Here is a 24085-nt window from a genome sequence, read left to right on the forward strand (position 1 = left end):
TGGCCACCTGCGGACAGACCTCACCGTCTCAGGGAGGGTTCATGGGACTGCTGCGCAAGATCCGCGCCACCGGGCGGGTGGCCGAGCCGGCACCGCCGCGGCCCGCGGACGACACCCCGGCCCGGGCGCGGGAGTTGGGCGGGTCGGTGCAGGTGCGGTGCGTGGACGCCGGCTCCTGCAACGGCTGCGAGATCGAGATCGCGGCGGCCTTCAACCCGGTGTACGACGCCGAACGGTACGGCGCCCGGCTCGTGGCCTCGCCCCGGCACGCGGACGTGGCGCTGGTGACGGGGCCGGTGACACGGAACATGGCCGAGCCGCTGCGCCGTACGGTGGCCGCGATGGGCGAGCCGAAGCTGGTGGTCGCGGTCGGCGACTGTGCGATCAACTGTGGTGAGTTCGCGGGCGGGTACGGCGTCGAGGGCGCCGTCGCCGATGTCGTACCGGTGGATCTGGCCGTGCCCGGGTGCCCGCCGGAACCGGAGCAGATCGTGGCGGCCCTGCGGAGGGTGACCGGACGGTGAGCTGGATCCCGGCCGCCCTCGCGACGGCCACCGCACTGGCCGGCGCGGGCACGCTCGCCGGGTTCGGACTGCCGTACCGGCTGCGGGTACCGGTCGTCGGCGTGCTGACGGCTGGTGTGGGGGTGAGTGGCGGTGCGGCGGGTGTGGCTGCACTGGGCGGCAGCCGCTGGACGGCGGAGTTCGCCGGGCTGCTGCCGCTGGCCGGGACGCGTGTGGCGGTGGACGCGCTGGCGGGCCTGTTCATGGCGGTGGCCGGAGCCGTCGTCGCCGCGGTCGCGGTGTACGGCATCGGCTACGCGTCCGGCCATGGCCCGCACGGACTCGGCTCGCATACCGCGCAGGCGGTGCTGCCGCTGTTCGCGCTCACCCTGGTCCTCGTGCCGGTGGCGGCGTCGGTGTCCACCTTCCTGGTGCTGTGGGAGCTGATGGCGCTCGCTTCGCTGCTGCTGGTGCTGACCGAGCACCGGGAGCGGGCCTCGGTGCGGCAGGCGGGTGTCTGGTACGCCGTGATGACCCATCTCGGACTCGTACTGCTGCTGGCAGGGCTCGCGGTATTCGCCGGGCAGGCAGGCGGCGAGTCCTTCGCGGCCCTCCGGACGGGGGCGGACGGCATCTCTCCCGCCGTGCGCGGGCTGGTGTTCGTCCTGATCGCGGCCGGGTTCACGTCGAAGGCGGGCGCGGTCCCGTTGCACGCCTGGCTGCCGCGGGCACATCCCGAAGCACCCAGTCCCGTCTCGGCGTTGATGAGCGCCGCCATGGTCAACCTCGGCGTCTACGGTCTGGTCCGCGTCGGCTTCGACCTGTTGGGCGGCGGACCGGCCTGGTGGTGGCTGACGGTCCTCGCGCTGGGCGGGCTGTCCGCGGTGTACGGCATCCTGCAGGCGGCGATGGCCTCGGACCTGAAGCGACTGCTGGCCTACTCGACCAGCGAGAACATGGGGCTGGTCCTCATCGGCGTGGGAGCCTGCGGGCTGTTCACCGCCTACGGTGACCGGCCGCTGGCCGCGCTGGCCCTCGCGGCGGCTCTGCTGCATGTGGTCAACCACTCCGCGTTCAAGGCGCTGTTGTTCTGTGCGGCGGGCTCGGTGTTGCGGGCCACGGGTGAGCGGAACCTGGATCTGCTGGGCGGGCTGCGCGCCCGGATGCCGTTCACGGCCGGGCTGTTCGCGTTGGCGGCGCTTGGCGCGGTGGCGCTGCCGCCGGGCAACGGCTTCGTCAGCGAGTGGCTGCTGTTGCAGTCCCTCATCCACGGCCTTCAGGTACCGGGGGTGGCACCGGCGATCGTCCTGCCCGTCGCCGTGGCGCTGATCGCGCTGTCGGCGGGGCTCGCGGCGGCCGTCTTCGTCAAGGCACTCGGCGTGGGCTTCTTCGCCCGACCCCGCAGCGAAAGGGCCGCAGCGGCCAAGGAGGCGTCGCCGCTCATGCTCGCCGGGATGGGTCTGCTCGCGGCCCTGTGCGCGGCACTGGCGCTGGTGCCCGGGCTGCTGGGCGAAGGCCTGGACCGGGCGGTGGAGGCGGTCGCGCTGCCGGGCAGCGGTGCGGTGTCCGGGGGCGGGCTGCGGGTGCGGCTCGCCGACATTTCCGCGTCGCTGTCGCCGCTGTGGGTGGTGGCCGCCCTGACGGGCGCGCTGGCGCTCGCCGCCGGTCTGCCCCGGCTGTACGGCCGCAGGCGGCGCCGCAGGAACGCCCGGCTGTGGGACTGCGGCGGCGGGGCACCGACCCCACGCATGGCCTATACGGCGACCTCGTTCGCCGAGCCGCTGCAACGCGTCTTCGACGACGTCCTCGCCCCCGAACAGGACCTGAACGTCACCCCGGTACGCGAGTCGGCGTACCTGGTGGAGCGGGTGCGCTTCTCCCGGGCGGTGCCCGACCGGATCGAACACCGCCTGTACGAGCCGGTGCTGCGGGCGCTGGCCGGGACCGGACAGGCGGCCCGGCGCCTGGCGGGCGGCAGCGTGCACCTCTATCTCGGCTACGGCTTCGTCGGCCTCGTCGTGCTGCTGCTGGCGTTGGCGGTGGGCTGGTGATGAACGGGATCGGGTATGCGGCCGTCGCGGGCCAAGTGCTGGTGGTCGTCGTGGGGGCCCCGCTGCTGACCGGGTGGATGCGGCAGGTGCGGGCCCGGCTCGAAGGGCGGGCCGGCGCCGGGGTGCTGCAGCCGTGGCGCGATGCCCGCAAGCTGCTGCGCAAGGAACCGATCAGCCCCGTCGGAACCGGGCCCGCCTTCAGGACCGCCCCCGCGCTGCTCGTGGCCACCACGGCGGTCGCGACCGCGCTGGTGCCGCTGCTGTCGACCGACACCCCGGTCAGCTCGCACGCGGACCTGATCGTGGTGGTGGCGCTGATCGCGCTGGGCACGATGGCCCTCGCGCTCGCCGGCCTGGACACCGGCACGGCGTTCGGCGGGATGGGTGCCTCCCGGGAGATGACGGTGGCCGCCCTGGTGGAGCCGACCATCCTGCTGTCGGTGTTCGCCCTGTCGATACCGGCCGGGACGACCAACCTCCCGGCCATCGTCTCCGGCGCGGTCCACGAACCCGGCCGCCTCGCCTCCCCGGCGGGCCTGCTGGCCACGGCCGCACTGGCGGTGGCGGTGCTGGCGGAGACCGGACGGATCCCGGTGGACAACCCCTCCACCCACCTCGAACTCACCATGATCCACGAGGCGATGGTGCTGGAGTACGCCGGCCCCGACCTGGCGCTGATCGAACTCGGCGCCCAGATGCGGCTCACCCTGCTCCTCGGCCTGTTGTCCTCGCTGTTCGTGCCGTGGGGCATCGCCACCGGCGTCTCCGGGGCCGCGCTGGCCGTGGCCCTGGTGGCGTTCGCGGCGAAGCTCGTGCTGCTGGGCGCGGTCCTGGCGGCGGCCGAGGTGTTCTGGGCCAAGGTGCGCCTGTTCAAGGTGCCCGAACTGCTCGCCGGGTCCTTCCTGCTGGCCCTGCTCGCGGTGACGTCCTCGTACTTCCTGAGTGGAGCGTCATGAGCGACGGTCTGTTCACCCAGCTCCTGGACCTGGCCTGCGGCGGCTTCCTGCTCGCCGCGGTGATCGTGCTGTGGCGGCGCGAACTGGCCGCGATCGTCCGGGTCTTCGCTCTCCAGGGCCTCGCGCTCGCCGCGATCGCCGTGCTCCTCGGCGCGCACGAGCAGCGCTGGGACCTGGTCGGCGTGGGCCTGGGCATCGGCATCCTGCGCGCCGGCGTGTTGCCGTACCTGATCCGCCGGGCCCTGGCCGCGCTCGCGCCCGGGCGCGCCTACAGCGCGGAGGTGCGTGAGGCCCAGCCGCTGGTGAACGTCGCCGCCTCGCTGCTGACCGCCGCCGCACTCACCCTGCTCGCCTATGCGGTGGCCCGCCCGCTGGTCGAGCTGAACCCGACGCCGGCGACACGGGCGCTGCCCGTCGGCCTGGCCGTCGTCCTCATCGGCTTCTTCGTACTGGTCACCCGCAGGCGCGCGCCGGCCCAGGTGGTCGGTTTCCTGCTGCTGGACAACGGCATCACCGCCACCGCCTTCCTCGCCACCTCCGGCGTGCCGCTGATCGTCGAACTCGGCGTCTCCTTCGACGTGCTGCTCGCGGTGCTGGTGCTGCAGATCCTCACCACCCGGATGCGGGAGGCGTTCGGCACCACCGACATCGACGACCTGCGGGAGCTGCACGACTGATGAACGCGATGTCGACCGCCGCGATCCTGACCGCGCCCGCCGTCATGCCGCTCGCGGTCGCGGTCGCGTACGCGACGGCCGAGCTGCGCACGCGCAGGCCCGTTCTGGCCGAAGCACCCGTTGCGGCGCGGCCGTCGGGCTCGGTCCTGGTGGCGGAGGCTCCCGCGCCAGAGGCACCCTCCGGGCGGTATACGGCGGCCTGGGCCGGGCTCGTCTCGCCCGCCCTGATCCTGCTGTGTGGCGGCCTGCTGGCACCCGGTGTCCTCGACGACGGCCCGCGTACGGCGTACTCCGGGCTGCTGCGAGCCGACGCCCTGACCGTGTGGATGCTGCTGGTCATCGGCGCGGTCGCGCTGATCGCCTGCGCGTCGAGCCCCGCCTACCTGGCGGGCGAGCGGGCCGCCGGACCGGCCGTGCGGCGCTACCAGTGCCTCGTGCACGCCTTCCTCGCCTGCATGTGCCTGGCGGTGGTGACGGCCAACCTCGGGGTGCTGTGGGTCGCGATCGAGGCCACCACCATCGTCACCGCCTTCCTGGTCGGCCACCGCCGCACCCGCAACTCGGTGGAGGCCGCATGGAAGTACGTGGTGATCTGCTCGGCCGGGATCGCGCTCGCCTTCCTCGGCACGGTGCTGATCTACTACGCGGCCCGGCAGGCCGGCATCGCCGAGGCGTGGGCGCTGGACTGGCCCACCCTCGTCGCCCGCGCCGACCGTCTCGACCCGGCGGTCACCCGGCTCGGCATCGGCCTGGTGATCCTCGGCTTCGGCGCCAAGGCCGGCCTCGTACCCCTGCACGCCTGGCTGCCGGACGCGCACAGCCAGGCTCCGGCGCCGGTCTCGGCGCTGATGTCCGGGGTGTTGCTGTCCGTCGCCTTCAGCGCCGTCCTGCGCTACCGGGTCATCGCCGACGCCGCCCTCGGTCCCGGCTTCACCCGCGCCCTGCTTGTCGCCGTCGCCCTGCTCACCCTCGCCCTCGCGGCGGGTCTGCTGCTCGCCCAGCGCGACTACAAGCGGATGCTCGCCTACTCGTCCATGGAGCACATGAGCCTGATCGCGCTGGCCGCGGCGATCGGCAGCCCGCTCGCCCTGTCCGCCGCCCTGCTGCACATCGCCGGACACGGGCTCGCCAAGTCCGTGGCCTTCTGCGCCTCCGGCGGCATCCTGCAGCTGACGGGCACTAGCCGGATCGGACGGGTGCGCGGACTGATCGCCCACGTGCCCCGGCTGGGCGGGGCGTTCGGGCTGGCGGTGGTGGCGCTGCTCGGCTTCCCGCCGTTCAGCCTCTTCGCCTCCGAACTCGGCATCGCCCGCGCCGGCTTCGCCGCCGGAGGCGGCTTGGGCTGGGCCACGGCGGCGGCCCTGCTGCTGGTCCTGGTGGCCTTCGCCGCGCTCACGGCCCGCACCGCCCGGATGCTGCTGGGACCGAGCACACCGGCAGGGGAAAGCCCGTCCACCGGGTGGCCCCTGGTCCTGGGCCTGGCCGCCTGCGCCGCCCTGGGCGTCGGCCTCGGCCCGCTGACCGACCTGCTGCACACCGCCACCCAGACGATCGGAAGCCGGTGACCTGATGCGCAAGAGCTACCAGAGCAGCGCTGTCACCCTGCCCCAGCACGCCGAGCAACTCCTCTCACAGGGCCACCGGCTCGCCTTGGTCGCCGCACACCTCGACGAGGCCGGGCCCCGCGTGGTCTACCTGTTCACCTCCGGCCCTCCCGACATGCGGGTGGAGCTGAACATCCGCCTCGACCCCGACCGTCCGGATGTGCCCACGCTGGCCCATCTCTCCTTCGCGGCGGGCCGGTTCGAGCGGGAGATGCACGACCTGTATGGCATCGTCCCGCTCGACCACCCGTTGCCCCGCCGTCTCGTACGGCACTTCCACTGGCCACGCGGCTGGTACCCGATGCGGCCCGACGCCGGACCCCCGCCGGCCTTCGGCGAACAGGAGGGCCCGTACCCCTTCCTGGAGGTGGAGGGCGACGGCGTGTACGAGATCCCGGTCGGCCCGGTGCACGCCGGCCTGATCGAACCGGGCCATTTCCGTTTCTCCGTCGTCGGCGAGACCATCCTCAAACTCAAGGCCCGCCTGTGGTTCGTCCACAAAGGCATCGAGAAACTCTTCGAGGGCCGCTCCATCGCCGCCGGACTCCCGCTCGCCGAACGCATCAGCGGAGACACCGCCGTCGGCCACGCCCTGGCCTACTGTCTGGCCGTCGAGGAAGCCACCGGTACCGAAGTCCCGCAACAGGCCCAACAAGCCAGGGCGTTGCTCCTCGAACTGGAGCGCATCCACAACCACGTGGCCGACCTCGGCATGCTCTGCAACGACGTCGGCCACTCCGTCCTCAACGCCCACGCCCAGCGGGTGCGCGAACAACTCCTGCGCCTCAACCAGCAGATCACCGGCCACCGCCTCCTGCGCGGCGGCGTCGTCCCCGGCGGAGCCGCCCTGCACACCCTGCCCGACCCGGCCGGACTGAAGGCGATCGGCGCCGACATCCACGAGATCACCGACCTCGCCCTCGGCCACTCCACCGTCCGCGACCGCTTCACCGGCACCGCCATCCTGCACACGCCCGCCGCCCGCGAGATCGGCTGCCTCGGCTACGTCGCCCGTGCCAGCGGCATCGCCGACGACGCGCGAGTGGCGCACCCCTTCACCACATACGGTGAGCGCCTCACCGTGCCCGTGCACGACAGCGGCGACGTCCTGGCCCGCTTCCTGGTCCGCGCCGAGGAGATCGACACCTCCCTCGCGCTGGCCGCGCACTTCGCCGAACAACTCAGCGCACCCGCGGCCGTACTGGCACCCACACCCCCACCCGGCACCGGCCCCCGAACGGGTGTGGGCCTGGTGGAAGGCTGGCGCGGCACCATCGCCACCCGCATCGAACTCGCCCCCGACGGCACCCTGGCCCGGGTCAAGCCGGTCGACCCGTCCTTCTTCAACTGGCCCGCCCTGCCGGTCGCGTTGGCGGACACGATCGTCCCGGACTTCCCGCTGACCAACAAGAGCTTCAACCTGTCGTACGCCGGCAACGACCTGTAGACCGCCCGAAAGCACCAGGGCCTTCTCAGGGTCGCCCTTCTCAAAACCGACTGACCGGGACTCTCAGTGCTCATTGGTCCGAACGCCGACCGGCTTTACGACTTCATTGCGATCTCGAGAGGTTCCGCGGGGTCCCGTTTCCGTACTCCTGTTCGCGCGAGTTCCGAAATCGGACAGGAGAGACGGTGCTCGTTTCACGGAAGGCGGCGGGAACGCTCTTCGTGGGTGGCGCGCTCGCCGTCACCCTCGGGTCGATCCTGTACCCCACCATGCTCGGATTCCAGAAGGTCGACAGCGCACCCGAGCGGGTCATCGCCGCTCCGGATACCGGCCAGTTGACGGAAGCGGACCGGGATTTCGTGGTCAAGGTGCGCGCGGCCGGACTGTGGGAGTACCCCGTGGGCCGGTTGGCATCGAAGAAGGGCGCAACAAAGGCGGTCAAGATCGCTGGGGAACATCTGACCACCGGAGACGCCGCGTTGGACGCCTCCTGTCGCAAAACGGCCGGCCAGTTGGGCATCACCCTGCCCAACCAGCCGTCGCCGCAACAACAGGGCTTCGTATCCCGGTTGACTGCGGACAGCGGCAAGCAGTTCGGCGCCGACATGGCCACCACCGTGCGCGCGGCAGACGGCCAGTTGCTCGCCACGATCGCGAGCGTCCGCAGCACCACCCGCAACTTGCTGGTCCGCGCCCTCGCCGACCAGGCGAACGACACCATCCTGGATCACATCACGGTCGTGGAGAAGACCGGCCTGGTCGACTTCGACCAGGCCCTCTTCCAGGAAACCGCCCAGCCCACGCTTCCGGCCCGGGACGTGACCCCGCCGCCGCCGGTCGCGGGCCAGTCGCAGGTCGTCCTCACCCCGCCGACCAGCAGCACGCCCTCACCGAGTCCGACCGTCGGGTGAGGATGCGGGCCGAGCCGCGGGTATGCCGACCAGACCGTCGGAGCCGACCCAGGCCTCCCACCTCCCGCCAGAGTCACGCGTCGCGTGACCACGTGCGCGGGTGGTTACGCACCGCCGGACCAGAGAGGTCCGCCACGCGTCGTCGACGGTCCGATCTGACGAAGCTCCCACCGTGACTTCCCCGGCAGGGCGTGCCAGAGGCCTGCGTTCCCGCCGAGGGCCACCGCCCGCCGCCCTGCCGTCCCGAAGCCCCTGTTCACCCAGGGGAGGAGTAACTGCTGGTAGCGGACGATGTCCAGTGGATCGGTGACCTGGTGGGTACGGCCCGTCACCATGACGCTCCAGCCGGTGCGGGTGACCGGTCGAGCTGGTCGGCCTCGTAGACCACCACCTCGGTGGCGATGGTGTTGCCCAGCAGCGCGGATCCGGTGTGGTTGCGGATGACGATGCGGCCGCCGTCGACGAGCTGGTTGGCGAGCCGGACGGGGGGCAGCGCCTGCTCGGTGGAGGCCGCAAGCCGCATCTGCGTGGTGCCCAGCAGGTTCAGGGCCTCCTCTCGGCCGGGCCCGGCCTTCCGCCCGGGCGATCGGGATCCGATGGCTTCGGGGTCATGCCGGTCGGCCGCCCCGTGCCATACGGCCGGCTCCCTCGGGCCACAGCACGTCGACGTCCACGCCGTGGTCGCGGGCGAACGTGACGAGATGGGCCGTGCTGTCCCGGCCGTCGGCGGGGGAGCCGTCCCACACCGCCAGCAGGCGGGCGCATGAGCGCAGCAGGCTCTGGTCCGCGCCCAGGCAGGCGGCGGGGTCGGACGGGTCGTACTCCAGCAGCCGTACCTGCTCGGAGAGCAGCAGCAGTTCCCCGGCGGCCCTGCGATCGTAGGGCTCCAGAACTTCGGGCACGCCGTTGCGCGAAGGCAGGGTGGTCACCAGCGCGAGTCCCGCGGCGCGAGCGGCCCTGCCGAAGGCGACCGGCAGTCCCTGCCCGGCCCGCACCAGCCCCGCTCTGCCAGCCCGCGCGAACTCGGCCAGCCGCCAGTAGAACTCCTCCTCCAGCATCGCCAGCGTGGGCGCGGTGAGATCAGGGTGTCCCACAACAGCGATCACTTCAGACGGTTCCTCTCCCCGCGCCGACGTCCGGCAGGTTCTGCAGGTTCTGGTCGATCGTCTTCCCCGGCCCCGAGCGCGGGGTCACTTGTGCGCGTGCTCGCCCAGGTAGAACAGCAGCCACACGAACCCGGCGAACAGGTGCGTGCCGAAGATGTAGAAGCCGGCCCTGATGGCGACCCCGCGCTCGATCCGCCACTCCCTGTCCCTGGTTTCCTTGATCTTCCCATCGGGCCGCTTGCCGGCGGGCTCCTCGGGCCCCTCGTCACTCACAGCACTGCCTCCTTGCTTTCCGCGTGATGTCCATGTCCGATGTCCGCGCCTCTACGACGGAAGGGTGAACCGTACGAGGACGACCTTGCCGTCATGATCGACAGCGGGTTCCGCGCTGACGTCACCGTCGTAGTCGGCGGCCAGCTCGGCCACCATCCGCAGCCCCGCCCCCGCCCCTGCCCCCACGCCCGCCTCGCTGAGATCCGGCAGCCGCGGCTCGGCGTCCGCGACGCTGACGACCAGCTGCCCGGCCGCGACCGTTATCCCCACGTCCATCACCGGCGACCCAGGCGCATGCCGCAGCACGTTCACCACGAGCTCGCTGACCACGAGCAGTACCGCGTCCGCGAACGCGGAGCCCGGTGCGACACCGGCGGCGAGCAGCTGCTCGGCCACCGCCTCCCGGGCCCGGCGCACCGCCTCGGGCCCCGGCCGGAACGACGCGATGTGCCGCCGCACGGGTGGCGGTACATGCTCGATGGCCGCGGCCGGCCGGTGGCGTCGCCACGGCGGCCGGAACCCCCCGATACCGCTCATCGCACCGGCTCCGCCGCGCGCAGCTCGTCCAGCAGGTCCTGCCGGCCGGTCAGCAGGGTCGTAAGGATCCGTCGCGCGGCGGCGAGCAGCTCTGCCACGTCGCCGCCGGCCAGTTCGTAGACGACCGTCGACCCGGTGCGGGTGGCGGTGACGATCCCGGAGCGGCGCAGCACCGCCAGTTGCTGCGACAGGTTCGACGGCTCGACCTCGATCGCCGCCAGCAGGTCGCGCACCGGCTTCGGGCCGTCCTGCAGCAGCTCCAGCACCCGGATGCGCACCGGGTGGCCCAGCATCCGAAAGAACTCGGCCTTCGCCTCGTACAGCGGAACCGGCATCCCCATCACCCCTCGTCCGCGCCGACATCGATGCCGTGCCGTCGTGCCACTCGCAGCGCGTCGTCCAGCTCGTCCTCTGCCACGGCCACCTCGTAGGCGTCCTCGGCCTCCAGGGCCGCCGACAGTGCGGTACGCGCGGCACGTACCCGCTCCAGTACGGCCTCGGTGAAACCGCCCACCGAGGACCACCTCCCTACGACCTGACCGACACAGCAACTAGCGAATTGAAGAACTCTTCAAGTCTAGTGGACAGGCCTCCGCCCAACCTCCCCGGCCGGCGCTGGGCCACACCACGCGGCGCCGTGCGACCCGCGGCGCCTGAAACCGATGGTGAGGCCGCTCGTGATGGCCCACCGCTGGAGTGCCGAAGCGGTCAAGGCGGCGATCGCCGACGCGCCGGCCTTCGATGTCGCCGACCGGCCGCCCCGGACGGGCTTCCAAGTGCCCTTCACAGGGCGGTCGTTGGAGGAGATCCAGCGGTGCCTGAACCAGCAGCGGCGCCTCAATGTCAAGAAGGCGGAGACCGCCGAGCGCGACCGGTTCATTCCCCGCACGCTGATCCCGGCCCGCGACGTTCGGCATCCGGATACCAGTCGCCGTGTGGGCCTCAGCCACCTCTCGGGCGGGGGACAAGCGGTGGGGCTGGGCGCGCCGAGGACCGCCAACGTGGTCTCACGACCGGTTCCGGCAGGAACGCGGCCATCCGGGCATGTGCCTCGCCGGGGTCAGCTCCATGAAGTGGACCGGGTTCGCCGAGGGCCGCGCCGATCGCCTCTGTCTGCTGCCGGCGTGTGACGGCCGTCGGCCCGTTCAGCTCGTAGACACGGCCCATATGTTCGTCCTTGCGCAGAGCCGTGGCCGCGACCCCGCGATGTCCGCCGGATCGATCGCCGGGATCCTTACGTCACCGAACGGCGCGGCCACCGTCCGCTCTGCGCGTACCGACTGTGCCCAGGCGAAGGCGTTGGACGCGAAGCCGCCGGGCCGCAGAATCGTCCGGCCCAGGTCCGACTCGCGTACCGCGTCCTCGATCGCCCGCATGACGCTCCCGTGCGAGGGCGACTCGGACCTGGTCACCACGCCCTGCGAGGAGTGCAGCACCACCCCCCCGGACCTCGGCAGCCCTGGTTGCCTCCAGGATCGCTCGCGGATCGAGCCCGCCGTAGCGTCTGCCGGATCCCTCTCGGCAGGTCCGTCGGGGCTTTCCCCTCGACACCGCTGTCACTCGCGGACCCCACTCCACCTCGCGGGCATCTCCGCGAGGCTCCGCGCGAACATGGCCGCGTCCGACCTACGGTCACGGATCCCACACCGTCCCCGACAGGCGCGTGGATGCTGTGACGGCTCGGCAGGCCCGATTGCGCGCGGACGACGTGCTGCCCAGGCTCGAACCGTCAGGAAACACCAGACAAGGGGGAACACCCATGAGGCGAACTACCCGCCGGACGGCCGTCGCACGGTTAGGGGCCGCTGCCATCGCCGCCTTCGCCGGCGTGGCCATCACCGGCGCTCCGGCACACGCAGCTCCCGGGGACACCACGTGCACGTCCGTCACCTTCTACTACGACGTCAACAATCGCGTCAGCGGCGTCACAGCGGCCACCATGGAGTTCACCGTCACCAAATGCGAGGACGCGGGCGGCCTGGCGAGCGGGACGACGACGAGCCTGAACGGCACGACCACAACGGCCGGCGACTTCCTCTTCGGGGCGAGCGTGCCCCCGGGATCGTCCGTAGCCAGCACAGCCTCCCCCGGCTGGTACGAGATCCATCAGAACGCAGATCTGAAGACCTGCCTGGCGACAAAGTGGTCCCCCTTCTGCTTCCACAACGAACTCCGCTTCTCCACCGGACTGCTGCCACACGGAGAGATCGACGCGGCCACGTCGTCGGAGACGAGCGACTGGGAACTCGTACGCACTCGCTGAGCGACCTTCAGAACGAGCGCAGAACGAGCTGGGCACACGGATCGTGCGCCCAGCTCCTGCGTGCGCGGATTCCCTACTCGTCTGCGCCACCGCACCAGGGGGTTTGCCTCGTCATCGGTGGGCTACGCGGTGGATGGACGTGCGGCCGACGCGGCACGCTGCCGCGGGGCGGCCTGCCCATCGCCGAGGACTCCTCGCTGTGCCCCGTCCGGACATGAGGCTTCCTGGCGTATGCCGTACGACGTCACCGGACCCGGAAGCGTACGATCACCGCCTTGCCGCCGCTGCGGGTCAGTTCGCGAGGTCGGCCTTGCCGAACAGGACGGCGTAGCCGGAGGGCAACTGGCTGAGGACCTGGTTCAGTTCGCCGCCGCTGACCGCTTCGGCGACCGTGGTCAGCACCGCGCTGGCGTCCCACTCGGCGGTGCGCGGCCGGGCGCCGACACGCGCGGCGACCCTGCGGTAGAACTCCTCGATCCCGAAGCTATCGGCCTGTTCCCGCTTGGCGCCGGCCAGCGTCGGGCCGAGAGGTCCGGGCAGCTGGGAGGCGAGGTCGTCGACCTCACCGGGGCTGATCCGCTGCGCCAGCACCCCCAGCACGGCTTCCGTGACGTGCGCGGCCTCGTCCTGGTCGGCGTATTCACCGAGCCACGGACGCGGGCGAGGAACTCGTGGTACTGCATCGGTACCCAGATCACGGTCGTTCGAGCACACGCGGTCCGCCGGGCCGATCCGACAAGATCCCGGCGGAGCAGAGTCCCTCCATGACCCCCGGCGTCATGGGTTGTGTGGGCTCGGGGCTCGTGGGTACCGCGGACAGGACGCGGGACGCGGGACCCGTGGGCGCCACGCGTCCGCTTCCGACCCGCGACCTGTCCGTATCCGTGTCTCCGCATCGGGAGGCGACGATGACTTCGACGCTCGGCAGCGGTCCGCTGGGGCCGGGCGGTGGCGAGTCCGGTTCCGGGCCGCCGTCCGAGGACTGGTGGTACGTGGAGGAGCGGCCCCGGCGCATGCGGGCGGTGCTGGCCGGCCGGACCGTGCTCGACAGCCGGCGCGGCAAGGTGCTGTACCGGCGCGGTGAGCCGCCGCGCCACTGGTTCCCGCTGGCCGACGTGCACACCGACCTGCTCATCCCGGCCGACGGTGACCGCACCGACGAGGGCCCCGCGAACTGGAGCGTGGTCGTGGACGGCCGCACCGCGCCGGAGGCGGTCACCGGCCCGCCCGGCAAACACTCCGACGCACCGCCGCTCGACGACCACGTGACGATCGACTTCGGCGCGATGGACCGCTGGTTCGAGGAGGACGAGCCGCTCTACGCCGGTCCGCGCGACCCGTATCACCGCGTGGACGTGCGCGCGTCCTCACGCCATGTCCTCGTGACGCACAAGGACATCACGGTGGCCGAGACCCACCGTCCGAAGCTGCTGTTCGAGACCGGCCTGCCGGTGCGCTGCTACGTGCCCTTCGCCGACGTGGACCTCGGCCTGCTGGAGCCGAGTGGGACCGTCAGCGAGTGCCCGTACAAGGGCGACGGGCAGCACTGGCACCTGGTCGCCGGCGGTACCCGCGTATCGGACGCGGCCTGGAGCCTGCCGCACCCGATGCCGGAGGCCCTGCCCGCCACCGAGCACATCTGCTTCTACGGCGACAAGGTCCACGTCGAGGTCGACGGCGAACGGGTCCACTGACCGACAGCTGCCGCCGAGGCCCGATGGAGCCCCGGCCCTGCTCGGGGAGGCACACGACGATGACGCGCATGCTCGTCGACGGCGACGACCTGGTCGTACGGCTGTCCTGGTGGCAGAAGGCGGCGGCACGCCGCCGTGACGTGCGCGTGCCGCTGGCGGCGGTTCGCCGGGTGACCGCCGAACCGGACTGGTGGCGGGCCCTGCGCGGCCACCACGAGCAGGGCGTCTGCGTCCCCGGCGCGCTGTGTCTCGGCAGGCGCGCCCACCAGGCTGGGAACGACTTCGTCGCGGTACGGCCGGGCAGGCCGACGGTGTGCGTCGAACTGGCGGCGCCCGCCCCCTTCCGGCTTCTCGCCGTCTCCGTGCGGAACGACGAGGAGGGCAGGTCGATGGCGGAGAAGGTCGGCCGGAGCGCGCCGAACACCGACACCTCCACGCCCTGGCGACAGCCGCTGCCCGTGCCCGGGGAATCGGCCGGGACGCCTGCCCTCAAGAGGGCTGACGGATGAACGACGGTGGTTCAGCGGGGCTGCGAAGGCATCGCGCCACGCGGGGCGAAGGACGCAGGGAGGAACCATGACGCGCGCCCACGGCACTCTGGCCCAGCGGCCTCATCGCCGACCACCTCGTGGACGGCCGGATGGAACCCGGCCACGAGATCGGGCTGCGGATCGACCAGACGCTCACCCAGGACGCGACCGGCACACTGGTGATGCAGGAGCTGGAGGCGCGAGATCGGCCGTTTCCTCACCGGCGTCGGCAACACCGGACGGACGTGGGGAGCTCGGGAGTCTTTCACCCCCATTCGAATCGCAGCGCCTCACGGCGCAAACCGGATTTCGAGCACATTCCGGGAGCGGCAGCCGGTCCGGAACCTCCACATCACCGCGGTGAAATAGCGGCGGAGGTCAGGAATCGGCCCCGATGCCCCAGCGGCAGGTGCGGCTCGATCAACTCCTACTCTGCATCGGTCGGATCGCCACGCGTCACGTGACCGGTCTGCAGCCGCCGACACCCTCCCGGCGGAACGACCGTTCCGGTCATCCGCTCCGCAGGCCGGCGGCCTCTCAGGTCAGCGGCAGCTTTTCGGTCATGCGGAGTTGGTCGATCACGCTCGCCAGTTGTGCCTCGATGGCCGCGTCGGCGGCGTCGGGATCGCCGACGGTGACGGCGTCGATGATGGACAGCAGCTGAGGCAGTGACTCCTGCGGGCGACCGGAGCGCATCGCCAGCCGGAACTGGAAGCGCACCATCTGTACGTTGAGTCGCTCCAGTTGGCGTTTGGCGATCGCCTGGCCGCTGAATTCGATGACGAGGTCGTGCAGTTTGCGGTTGAGCGCCGAGTACGCATGGAAGTCCTCCTCGGCGACCGCAGCTCGTAGTTGCGTGCCGAGTTCGGTCAATTCGGCGCGTTGCGCTTCATTCGCATGCTCGGCCGCTTTGCGCGCGCACACACGCTCCAGCGCGGAGCGGCACTCGGTGATCTGGATGGCCTCCTCGATCGAGACGACCCTGACGCTGGCGCCGCGGTTGGGCACCAGCTCCACCAGGTCCTCGGAGGCGAGGTCGAAGAGGGCTTCGCGTACGGAGCTACGGGTCACTCCCAGCCGGTCGGCCAGGTCCTGCACGATGAGGCGCTGTCCCGGCAGGAGGTCGCCGGTCCGCAGGGCCTGCCGGATGTACGTGCTGACGTGAAGCCGCGCGGCCGCGCCTTTGATGTGCGTGCTGGTCACCTGCTGCTGGTCCCTCTCTCCTGGATCCGCACGCCGGGATCCGCGCGCAGATCGCCGACACGGTCGAGGAGCCTATCACCGGCGATATTTTCAGCGAACATTTGGCAATTCTGCTCGGACGGTCACGGTGACGGTGAGGGGAGGTCCGAGCGCCCGTCCGAGGCCCGGACGGCAGCCGCAGCCGTCCGACCTGCACAGTTGGCCACCCCGACCCTCGGCGTCGACCTGCCTCGTAGATCTTCGAAAAGATTGCTGAAAATATTGTCGGCAAAGTGATTGACCGTGTCTTCGATGCGCGGTTAGCGTCCCGTTTCGTGCGTAGCCCGAAGCGTTGCGGACGCGACAGCACAGCTCAGCGAAGGAGACCCCGCCTTGATCATCGATTGCCACGGCCACTACACGACCGCGCCCCCGGCGCTGGGGGAGTGGCGCGAGCGCCAGGTCCGGGCTCTCTCTGGCGGTGGTGAGGCGCCGCGGCCGGCGGACCTGCGGATCGGCGACGAGGAGATCCGGGAAAGCATCGAGGCCAACCAGCTGAGCCAGATGGACCAGCGCGGCATCGACGTGACGGTCTTCTCCCCGCGCGCTTCGTTCATGGCACACCACATCGGCGACTTCGCCGTCTCGGCGGACTGGGCCCGGGTCTGCAACGACCTGTGCGCCCGTGTCGCCGAGTTGTTCCCCACCCGGTTCGCCCCCGCGGCCATGCTGCCGCAGTCAACCGGCGTCGACCCGGCGACCTGCGTCCCCGAGCTGATCCGCGCGGTCGAGGAGCTCGGCGCCGTCGCGGTCAACCTCAACCCCGATCCCTCCGGCGGCCACTGGACCGCGCCGCCGCTGACCGATCGCAGCTGGTATCCGCTCTACGAGAAGATCGTCGAACTCGAGGTGCCGGTGATGGTGCACGTGAGCACCAGTGAGAACAGCGCGTTCCACACCACCGGTGCGCACTACCTCAACGCGGACACCACCGCTGTCATGCAGCTGATCCAGGGAGACCTGTTCGCCGACTTCCCCACCCTGCGCCTGGTCGTCCCGCACGGCGGCGGTGCGGTGCCCTACCACTGGGGACGCTTCCGCGGCCTGGCCCAGGCGCTCGGCAAGCCGGAACCGACCGAGCATCTGCTGAACAACGTCTTCTTCGACACCTGTGTCTACCACCAGCCCGGCATCGACCTGCTGCTCAAGGTGATGCCCCACACCAACGTCCTGTTCGCCTCCGAGATGATCGGCGCGGTGCGGGGCGTCGACCCGGCCACCGGTCACCACTTCGACGACACCCGCCGTTACGTCGAGGCGGCAGGCCTCCCTCCCGCGCATCTCGCGGCGATCGAGGAGGGCAACGCCCGCACCGTCTATCCCCGGCTGGACGCCCGCCTGCGCAAGGCAGGCCTGTGACCGCCGGGTCGGCAGTACGCCAGAGAGGAAGCACCATGCAGGAACTGGGCGTCGTCCATACCAAGATCGAACGTGCCGAACCCGGTGCGGTGGCCCGTCTGTCCCGGCTGGGCGTGGCGACCGTGCACGAGGCGATGGGCCGGCTCGGCCTGATGCGTCCGTACATCCGCCCCGTCTATCCCGGCGCCCGTCTGTGCGGTACGGCGGTGACGGTGCTCCTGCAGCCCGGCGACAACTGGATGCTCCACGTAGCCGTCGAACAGGTCCGGCCCGGCGACGTCGTGGTCGCCGCCTGCACCACCGAGTGCGAGGACGGCTTCTTCGGCGAACTGCTGGCCACCTCGCTGCGGGCCCGTGGCGCGCTCGGCCTGGTGATCGACGGCGGTTGCCGTGACGTCGCCGAGCTGGAGCGGCTCGGCTTCCCCGTGTTCAGCAGGGCCGTCCACGCCAAGGGCACGGTCAAGGCGACGCCCGGCTCGGTCAACGTCCCGGTGGTGTGCGCGAACGTCCTCGTCGATCCCGGTGACGTGGTGCTCGCGGACGCCGACGGCGTGGTCGTCGTACCGGCCGAAAAGGCTGCCGACACCGCCCGGGCCGGTGAACTCCGTGAGGCCAAGGAGGAGGACAGGCGCCGGCGGCTGGCCGCCGGTGAACTCGGCCTGGACATCTACCGCATGCGCGACGAACTGCAGTCCCGTGGCCTGCGTTACGTCGACTGAAAGGACATGACACCTCGATGCTCGTGATCGACAACCACACCCACGTCATCTCGGCCGACACCGAGCGCTATCCGCTCGCCCCGATCGGCGGGCGCCAGTCGGAGTGGTCGCAGGCCCGCCCGGTGGACATCGACGGTCTGCTGCGCGCGCTGGACGACGCCGGGATCGCCAAAGCCGTGGTGGTGCAGGCCTCGACGGTGTACGGCCACGACAACCGCTACGTCGTCGAGGCGGTGCGGGCCCACCCCGACCGGTTCATCGGCGTCTACTCGATCGATGCCCTGGCGCCGGACGCCGTCGAGCGCATCCGGTACTGGCAGGCCGAGGGCCTGTCCGGATTCCGGCTGTTCACCACGGGTACCACGATGCCGGGTCAGGCGGACTGGCTGGGCCACGAGGATTCGTATCCCGCCTGGGCCCATGCCGAGGAACACGACATACCGGTGTGCCTGCAGATGACGATGCAAGGACTGCCCGCGCTCCGTGAACTGCTGAAACGATTTCCCGGGGTACGGGTGCTGCTCGACCACTGCGCCCGCCCCGACCTGTCCGACGGCCGGCCCTACCGCAACGCCGAGGACCTGTTCGCCATGGCCGCCTTCCCCGGCGTCCACCTCAAACTGACCCACCGGGCGCTGGAGGCAGCGGACAAGGGCTCATCCGTCCCCGCCGAGTTCGTGGCCGACCTGGTCGCGGCGTACGGGGCGAATCGCGTCGCGTGGGGCTCCAACTTCCCCGCGGCCGAGGGCACACCGGCCGACCTCCTGGCCCAGGCACGCAAGGCGGCCTCGGGACTGGCGCGGGCCGACCAGGAACTGATCTTCGGCGGAACGAGCGCCGCGTTCTACACCCCCGCCGAGCGAGCGGGAGGACCCCGTGGCTGAACTCCCCGTACTACGCACCGTCTTGGGCGACCATCCGCACACGGCACCGCTGAAGAACGGCTTCCTCGTCGGCACCCGGGTGCGCCTGGACTTCGTTCCCGTCTCGCCCATCCACCAGGCGTTCGCGCCGATGGTGCGGGACGAGGCCTACGACCTCTGCGAGCTGGCCATAGTGACCGCGCTGCAGGCCATCGCGTACGGCCGTCCCGTGGTGCTGCTGCCCGCCGTGGTCGCCGCCCGGTTCCAGCGCCGCTGTCTCATCGCGCACGCGTCGCGGCCCGTACGACCGGAGGATCTCAAGGGCAAGCGCATCGGTGTGCGGTCGTTCACGCAGACCACCGGGATGTGGGTGCGCGCCCATCTCGCGGAGGACTACGGCCTCGCGGCGGAGGACATCCAGTGGACCACCCACGACGCCGCGCACGTGGCCGAATTCACCGATCCGGCGTTCGTCACCCACGATCCGCGCGCCGCGCATCTACTTGACATGCTGCGCGAGGGGCGCATCGACGCGGCCGTCCTTGGCAACGACCTGCCCGACAGCGACGAGTTCGTCCCCGTCGTCCCCGACGCCGCCGCCCGCGACGAACAGTGGTGGCGCCGGCACCACTTCATGCCGATCAACCACATGGTGGCCGTGGCCGCTTCGACATGCCGCGAGAACCCCTCCGCCGTCCGTGAGAGCTACGCGTTGCTGCGGCGCGCGGATGCCTCCGTGCAGAGCCCCGACGGCACGCCCCATCCCACACTCTTCGGCTTCGAACGTCTGTGGGGCCCGGTCGAATCGGTCATCGACGCCTGCCTCGCCCAGCAGTTGCTGCCTCGTCGGCTCACCCCGAACGAGGTCTTCGGCCCGGCAAAGGAGGTGCTCGGAAGCGACGCGGACTGACGCCCAGATCCCTCAACCTCCCTGTCGGTACCGGACATTCAACGGAGAAACCGGAAACGATGAGCGATACACATCCCACGGATGCCCCCACCAGAACGGGCACCTCCGAGCAGGACACACAACAGCGCCCGCCGTTCTACCGCGACCTGGCCGTCCAGGTCCTCGCCGGAGTCGCGCTGGGCGTCCTCGTGGGCGCGCTGGCGCCTTCGGTGGGACAGCATGTGCAGTTCCTCGGCGACATCTTCATCCACCTGATCCAGATGGTCGTCGGCCTGATCATCTTCTGCACGGTGACGCACGGCATCGCCAGCGTGCGCGATCTGGGCAAGGTCGGCCGGATCGCGATCCGGTCGCTGGTGTACTTCGAGGTCATCACCACGATCGCGCTCGTGATCGGGCTCGTCGTGGTCAACGTGCTCAAGCCGGGCTCCGGTATGCACATCGACCCGTCGCACCTGCACGCCGATCCGTCCGCCACCGCGCCGGCGAAGTCGGAGGGCTTCGACGACTTCCTGGTCGGTCTGGTGCCGACCTCCGCGGTGCAGGCCTTCGCCGAGAGCAGCATCCTCCAGATTCTGGTCTTCTCCGTGCTGTTCGCCTGCGGGCTGGCTTCCGTGGGCGAGAAGGCGCAGCCGGTCCTCGACGTGGTCGCGACGGTGCAACAGGCGCTCTTCTGGATCATCCGCAAGGTGATGCGTGTCGCTCCGCTGGCGGCGTTCGGCGCCATCGGCTACACCGTGTCCGAGTACGGCCTGAGCGCCCTGCTCTCACTGGGCCGGCTCGTGGCGGTGTTCTATCTGATCGTCGTGCTGTTCTTCGCGCTGGTCCTGTGGCCGGTCTCGCGCTACGCGGGGGTGAGCCTGCTGAAGCTGCTGCGCTACTTCCGCGCGGAGCTGGTGCTGGTGCTCGGCACCAGTTCCTCGGAGAGTGTGTTCCCCCAGCTGACAGCCAAGTTGAAGAACCTGGGCGTGGACGAACCGGTGGTGGGCCTGGTGCTGCCCACGGCCTACAGCTTCAACCACGACGGTACCTGCCTGTACTTCGCCGCGGTGAGCGTCTTCCTTGGTCAGGCCACCGGAACGGACCTGAGCTGGTCGGCTCAGCTCGGCCTGCTGCTCGTGCTGCTGCTGACCTCCAAGGGAGGCGCCGGAGTGTCCGGTTCCGCCATCGCCGTACTGGCCCTGACGCTCAGCGCGACCCACACGATCCCCGTCAGCAGCATTGCCCTGGTCCTCGGGGTGCACAGCATCCTCTCGGCCGCCTTCGTGTTCACCAACATCGCCGGAAACTGCGTCGCCACGCTCGTCGTCGGCAAATGGGAGAAGGCGATCGACCGCGACCGACTGCGCACGCAACTCGACGCCGGCTACCAGGCCGCGTAGCGGTCCCGGCAGAACGCTCGCAGCCCACCCGGCACCCCGCGCCCACCGTCGCCATCACGGCAACAAGCCTACTGATCAAGCCAGTTGAGCCACTTTCTAAGTCAGTCGCTTGACTTACGCTGGAGGTCAAGAGAGGGTGCCTTGGCCAACACCGCATCACGGTCAATACCGTCGCTCCGTACGGCACCACGCCCGAGGACCCCGAGTGTGACGTCGGCGCGGGTAGCCGTTGGCATCCCAACGGCTTGTCCGCCTCGGCTCATGGCAACGCGTGCAGAGGAGGCGCACTCGGTCAGCCGCCGCACCCTCCGGACCGCCGGACCGCCCGTCCCGGCGAGGTCGCGGCGCGCCGGTGTACCTCGCCTCGGACGCCGCCGCTTTCGAGGAAAGGCAGGACATGACATGGACGACTTCGTACGACGGTACGGTCCGGTGGCCGTGGTCACCGGGGCCTCCTCGGGGATAGGCCGTTCGTTCGCCGTCCAACTGGCCGAGCGTGGCCTCGACGTGGTGATCGTCGCCCGGCGCGGCGATCGACTGCGCGAACTCGCCGCCACGCTGCGGGACGCTCACGGCGTCACCATCACCGTACTGTCGACCGACCTGGCGCATCCGGCGGCGCCCGCGGACATCCTCGAAGCGGTGGCTCCGCTGGATGTGGGCCTGCTCGTCAGCAACGCGGGGTTCGGAGTGAAGGGGCCCTTCGACGAGGTGAACGCCGGGACGCTGGCGTCGATGCTCGCGGTCAACTGCCATGCGCCGACGCAACTTGCACACGGCCTCGTCCCGCGGCTCAAGCAGCGGGGACGTGGTGGTGTGATCTTCACCAGCTCGGTCGAAGGTTTCCTGGGATGCCCCTATTCGGCGGGCTACTCGGCCACCAAGGCCTACATGAACGCGCTAGGGGAGGCCTTGTGGACGGAACTCGGGCCGCACGGTGTCGACGTGCTGACTCTCTGCCCGGGAGCGACCGACACCGAGGCGCCGCGTCTGCAGGGCATCGACCCCACGACTCTGCAGGATCTGATGTCACCCGACGATGTCGTCCGCTCCGCACTGGAAGCGCTGCGGAGCGGCCCAACGCACGTCCCCAGCGCGCACTACCGGGAACTCTTCGACACCCTGCTCTCGATGCCGCGCCGTGAGGCACTCACCGCGATGGCACAGGCGATCGGGACGTGAGGAGTGGGTGGGCGACCACCACCAACTCCTCCCGCGCGACACCCGCCAGGCGGCCCTGCTCGCCCAGTTCCCCAGTTCGCCTTCGAGCCACCGTCGGCCCCCGAGACGGCCCGCCCGCATGACCTCGGGCCGACGGGAGGAGGCGCCGACCAGGCGGTCAACTGCGGCCTGCCACCTCGCCATTGGCCGATGACGGCCTCGTTGTCCCAGACCAGCGTACGGGGCACCGCCACCAGCCGCTACAGCAGCTGCCACTGTCCGGCCAGCAGGTCCGCGGCCTGACGGGTCGGCAGCATCCATGCGCACAGCCGGCGGGAACCACAGGTCGCACAGCACCAACTCACCCGGCCGGTACTCGGTCGGGAGACCGGATCCGGCAGCACGAACAGCGGCCGCAGCACAGCCACCCGGTCCCGCAGCACCCGGATCGACCGTCTCCAGCCGATCCGCTCGGCGATCACCGACGCCGGCATCTGCGGCCACCGCCGCGGTAGTTCGCGGATCTGGTGCTCCACCGCATCCACGATCGACCCCTTCGGAGTGCGGACGTACTTCGGCGGCCCAGCCAAGGCCAGCGCCGGCCGCACCGTGCGGTCGATCGCCCGGATCGGCATCCCCTCCTGCGATCCATTTGCCGCTACCGGGTCAGTATTGGAGCTCCGTCGTCAGCAAGGAGCCCTGGCTGCGCATGGCGCTGCAGGAGAGGTGGAAAGCCTTGCAGCCCGGTAGCCTCAGCCCCCCTGGCGTGGTCCGGTCGGACTCGTATGTGCATTCGCTCTCAAGGGCGCAAGAGCTGCGGGTGTGTTCGGCGGGTGTTCTGAAGTCGGCGCGGGGTCTCGACAACGCGTGAGCGGCTACGGATCGCCGCGCAGGTAGCGGGTGACCATGGCCACGAGTTCGCCCTCGAATGTCTCGACCGGGATCGTCCTCGGGTCAGCCATGAGCTTGTGCGTGTTCGTCTCCACTGTGAACACGATCAGCTCGGCCGCGGTGTCGAGATCTCGCACGCGTACATCCGGGTGCCGGGCGAGGAGGTCTCGGACCTGAGCGACGCGTTTGCGTCCGTGCCGGTCGATCGTGTCGAGCAGTTCCTGCGAGAGCGGCGCCTCCTCGATCATGATCCGCAGCAGCTGCGGATCGTCGCGGTGGTTGGCGATCGCATCGCGGACCAAGACCCGCGCTGTCGCCTCCAGGCTCCCGGCGGACAGATCGAGCTGTTCGGCCCCCGTCCACGTTCCACGGTCGATGTGCCGCACCATCAGCTCGGCGAGGATGGCGTCCTTGTTCGGGAAGTACTGATACAGCGAGCCGATGGAGATGCGGGCGCGTTCGGCGATGCGGTTGGTGGTGCCGGCCGCGTAGCCGTGCTCGGTGAAAACCTGAGCAGCGGCGGTGAGGATGCGCTCACGGGTGAGCTCGGCGCGCACCTGGCGAGGCTTGCGACGTGGCTGAAGACGGCGATCGGCCGACGGCATCCGGGGAGCCTCCTCAGGGCGTGAAAAGCGAGTAGCCAAAGAGCTGAGCTATTACTCACAATAGTGCCATGACCTGCGAAAACAAGGCCACTCCCGATGTGGTGGAGCTTGGCGTACCCAAAGGTGGACCAGCCTGAGGCGCGCACGATGATCACGCTGGAGGTGACGGCCGCGACCGGCGCCCGGTCCGGCGAGGCGTCCGCCGGCGTCCGCGTCGACTGGTTCAGCCGCGACGACGAAGACGTGCGGCCCGGCGCCGTGGCGCTGGACGCCGTGTGCCGCGGCACTGCCGACAGGTGGCTTCTCCGCGTGGGTCACGGGTGAGTCATGGCCGGCCACGACGGTGCGGCGGCATCTGGTCAACGACCGTGGCGTACCCAAGCGGGACATCTTGGTCTTCG

26 protein-coding genes and 3 pseudogenes are annotated in these 24085 nt (G+C 70.6%); 18 read left to right on the top strand and 11 right to left on the bottom strand.

The annotated features are described in order from the left end of the window. Positions 1-41 precede the first annotated feature (41 nt). The 7 genes from ABZ848_RS38685 (at position 42) to ABZ848_RS38715 (ending at position 8149) form a co-directional block, all read left to right on the top strand. Positions 42-524 carry an oxidoreductase gene (locus ABZ848_RS38685; protein WP_360839608.1) on the top strand — a complete coding sequence of 161 codons (483 nt, stop codon included), beginning with the start codon at positions 42-44 and terminating at the stop codon, positions 522-524. Next, complete coding sequence (locus ABZ848_RS38690) at positions 521-2554, top strand: proton-conducting transporter membrane subunit (protein ID WP_360839610.1); 2034 nt, start codon at positions 521-523, stop codon at positions 2552-2554. The genes ABZ848_RS38685 and ABZ848_RS38690 overlap by 4 nt, the downstream gene beginning before the upstream one ends. Continuing rightward, the gene (locus tag ABZ848_RS38695; protein WP_360839612.1) at positions 2554-3510 is read left to right on the top strand and encodes an NADH-quinone oxidoreductase subunit H; all 957 of its coding nucleotides are present in this window, start codon (positions 2554-2556) and stop codon (positions 3508-3510) included. The genes ABZ848_RS38690 and ABZ848_RS38695 overlap by 1 nt, the downstream gene beginning before the upstream one ends. Next, entirely contained in the window at positions 3507-4187 is a 681-nt protein-coding gene (locus tag ABZ848_RS38700; protein ID WP_360839614.1) for a hypothetical protein, read from the top strand. Before ABZ848_RS38695 ends, ABZ848_RS38700 begins: the two co-directional genes overlap by 4 nt. Then, the gene (locus ABZ848_RS38705; protein ID WP_360839617.1) at positions 4187-5752 is read left to right on the top strand and encodes a proton-conducting transporter membrane subunit; all 1566 of its coding nucleotides are present in this window, start codon (positions 4187-4189) and stop codon (positions 5750-5752) included. Before ABZ848_RS38700 ends, ABZ848_RS38705 begins: the two co-directional genes overlap by 1 nt. A 4-nt stretch (positions 5753-5756) precedes the next feature. Further along, positions 5757-7238, top strand: a complete 1482-nt coding sequence (locus tag ABZ848_RS38710) for an NADH-quinone oxidoreductase subunit C (RefSeq protein WP_360839619.1) — start codon at positions 5757-5759, stop codon at positions 7236-7238. A gap of 221 nt (positions 7239-7459) precedes the next feature. Continuing rightward, positions 7460-8149, top strand: coding sequence for a DUF4142 domain-containing protein (locus ABZ848_RS38715; protein WP_360839670.1), 690 nt, complete (start codon positions 7460-7462; stop codon positions 8147-8149). Between the two features lie 328 nt (positions 8150-8477). On the opposite strand, the gene ABZ848_RS38720 is transcribed toward ABZ848_RS38715, so the two are convergent. The 6 genes from ABZ848_RS38720 to ABZ848_RS38745 all read right to left on the bottom strand — a co-directional run bounded on the left by ABZ848_RS38720 (position 8478) and on the right by ABZ848_RS38745 (position 10579). Next, positions 8478-8672, bottom strand: coding sequence for a hypothetical protein (locus ABZ848_RS38720; protein ID WP_360839621.1), 195 nt, complete (start codon positions 8670-8672; stop codon positions 8478-8480). Between the two features lie 85 nt (positions 8673-8757). Next, on the bottom strand, positions 8758-9255 hold the full coding sequence (locus ABZ848_RS38725) for a hypothetical protein (protein WP_360839622.1): 498 nt from the start codon (positions 9253-9255) through the stop codon (positions 8758-8760). A gap of 84 nt (positions 9256-9339) precedes the next feature. Further along, entirely contained in the window at positions 9340-9477 is a 138-nt protein-coding gene (locus tag ABZ848_RS38730) for a DUF6126 family protein (protein ID WP_360839672.1), read from the bottom strand. A gap of 102 nt (positions 9478-9579) precedes the next feature. Continuing rightward, on the bottom strand, positions 9580-10065 hold the full coding sequence (locus tag ABZ848_RS38735) for an ATP-binding protein (RefSeq protein WP_360839623.1): 486 nt from the start codon (positions 10063-10065) through the stop codon (positions 9580-9582). Then, a complete protein-coding gene (locus ABZ848_RS38740; RefSeq protein WP_360839625.1) occupies positions 10062-10400 on the bottom strand; it encodes a metalloregulator ArsR/SmtB family transcription factor in 339 nt (112 codons plus the stop codon). The genes ABZ848_RS38735 and ABZ848_RS38740 overlap by 4 nt, the downstream gene beginning before the upstream one ends. Before the next feature lie 5 nt (positions 10401-10405). Continuing rightward, the gene (locus ABZ848_RS38745) at positions 10406-10579 is read right to left on the bottom strand and encodes a hypothetical protein (RefSeq protein WP_360839627.1); all 174 of its coding nucleotides are present in this window, start codon (positions 10577-10579) and stop codon (positions 10406-10408) included. Positions 10580-10736: 157 nt separating this feature from the next. On the opposite strand from ABZ848_RS38745, the pseudogene ABZ848_RS38750 reads away from it, so the two are divergent. After that, positions 10737-10919: pseudogene (locus tag ABZ848_RS38750) on the top strand (peptidoglycan bridge formation protein FemAB); the annotation flags it as partial. A gap of 291 nt (positions 10920-11210) precedes the next feature. Here the strand turns inward: ABZ848_RS38750 and ABZ848_RS38755 are convergent. Continuing rightward, the gene (locus ABZ848_RS38755) at positions 11211-11504 is read right to left on the bottom strand and encodes a hypothetical protein (RefSeq protein WP_360839629.1); all 294 of its coding nucleotides are present in this window, start codon (positions 11502-11504) and stop codon (positions 11211-11213) included. A 320-nt stretch (positions 11505-11824) separates the two neighbouring features. On the opposite strand from ABZ848_RS38755, the gene ABZ848_RS38760 reads away from it, so the two are divergent. Continuing rightward, the gene (locus tag ABZ848_RS38760; protein WP_360839631.1) at positions 11825-12328 is read left to right on the top strand and encodes a hypothetical protein; all 504 of its coding nucleotides are present in this window, start codon (positions 11825-11827) and stop codon (positions 12326-12328) included. A gap of 291 nt (positions 12329-12619) precedes the next feature. Here ABZ848_RS38760 and ABZ848_RS38765 read toward each other — a convergent pair. Then, positions 12620-13011: pseudogene (locus ABZ848_RS38765) on the bottom strand (DUF2267 domain-containing protein). Positions 13012-13236: 225 nt separating this feature from the next. Here ABZ848_RS38765 and ABZ848_RS38770 point away from each other — a divergent pair. Beyond that, positions 13237-14022, top strand: a complete 786-nt coding sequence (locus ABZ848_RS38770; RefSeq protein WP_360839633.1) for a DUF427 domain-containing protein — start codon at positions 13237-13239, stop codon at positions 14020-14022. Positions 14023-14081: 59 nt separating this feature from the next. Continuing rightward, complete coding sequence (locus ABZ848_RS38775) at positions 14082-14531, top strand: hypothetical protein (RefSeq protein WP_360839635.1); 450 nt, start codon at positions 14082-14084, stop codon at positions 14529-14531. 558 nt (positions 14532-15089) lie between these two features. Here the strand turns inward: ABZ848_RS38775 and ABZ848_RS38780 are convergent. Next, on the bottom strand, positions 15090-15755 hold the full coding sequence (locus tag ABZ848_RS38780; RefSeq protein WP_360839637.1) for a GntR family transcriptional regulator: 666 nt from the start codon (positions 15753-15755) through the stop codon (positions 15090-15092). Positions 15756-16127: 372 nt separating this feature from the next. Between ABZ848_RS38780 and ABZ848_RS38785 the strand changes: the two genes are divergently transcribed. From ABZ848_RS38785 to ABZ848_RS38810, 6 genes are all read left to right on the top strand, one after another. Beyond that, positions 16128-17153: an amidohydrolase family protein gene (locus ABZ848_RS38785; RefSeq protein WP_360839639.1), complete on the top strand. Its 1026-nt coding sequence runs from the start codon at positions 16128-16130 to the stop codon at positions 17151-17153. Positions 17154-17188: 35 nt separating this feature from the next. Next, positions 17189-17872, top strand: coding sequence for a 4-carboxy-4-hydroxy-2-oxoadipate aldolase/oxaloacetate decarboxylase (locus tag ABZ848_RS38790; RefSeq protein WP_360839640.1), 684 nt, complete (start codon positions 17189-17191; stop codon positions 17870-17872). Positions 17873-17889: 17 nt separating this feature from the next. Then, positions 17890-18756: an amidohydrolase family protein gene (locus ABZ848_RS38795; RefSeq protein WP_360839642.1), complete on the top strand. Its 867-nt coding sequence runs from the start codon at positions 17890-17892 to the stop codon at positions 18754-18756. After that, the gene (locus ABZ848_RS38800; protein ID WP_360839644.1) at positions 18749-19645 is read left to right on the top strand and encodes a hypothetical protein; all 897 of its coding nucleotides are present in this window, start codon (positions 18749-18751) and stop codon (positions 19643-19645) included. The genes ABZ848_RS38795 and ABZ848_RS38800 overlap by 8 nt, the downstream gene beginning before the upstream one ends. 59 nt (positions 19646-19704) lie before the next feature. Next, a complete protein-coding gene (locus ABZ848_RS38805; RefSeq protein ID WP_360839646.1) occupies positions 19705-21027 on the top strand; it encodes a cation:dicarboxylase symporter family transporter in 1323 nt (440 codons plus the stop codon). 432 nt (positions 21028-21459) lie between these two features. Further along, positions 21460-22209 carry an SDR family NAD(P)-dependent oxidoreductase gene (locus tag ABZ848_RS38810; RefSeq protein WP_360839648.1) on the top strand — a complete coding sequence of 250 codons (750 nt, stop codon included), beginning with the start codon at positions 21460-21462 and terminating at the stop codon, positions 22207-22209. Positions 22210-22364: 155 nt separating this feature from the next. Here ABZ848_RS38810 and ABZ848_RS38815 read toward each other — a convergent pair. Further along, positions 22365-22766 (bottom strand): annotated as a pseudogene (locus tag ABZ848_RS38815) (IS21 family transposase); the annotation flags it as partial. A 297-nt stretch (positions 22767-23063) separates the two neighbouring features. Beyond that, on the bottom strand, positions 23064-23684 hold the full coding sequence (locus ABZ848_RS38820; RefSeq protein ID WP_360839649.1) for a TetR/AcrR family transcriptional regulator: 621 nt from the start codon (positions 23682-23684) through the stop codon (positions 23064-23066). Between the two features lie 147 nt (positions 23685-23831). Here ABZ848_RS38820 and ABZ848_RS38825 point away from each other — a divergent pair, with 147 nt between their 5' ends. After that, the gene (locus ABZ848_RS38825) at positions 23832-24008 is read left to right on the top strand and encodes a hypothetical protein (RefSeq protein WP_360839651.1); all 177 of its coding nucleotides are present in this window, start codon (positions 23832-23834) and stop codon (positions 24006-24008) included. Positions 24009-24085: the final 77 nt, after the last annotated feature.

This window comes from Streptomyces sp. NPDC047081, from assembly GCF_040643775.1.
Taxonomy (GTDB): domain Bacteria; phylum Actinomycetota; class Actinomycetes; order Streptomycetales; family Streptomycetaceae; genus Streptomyces.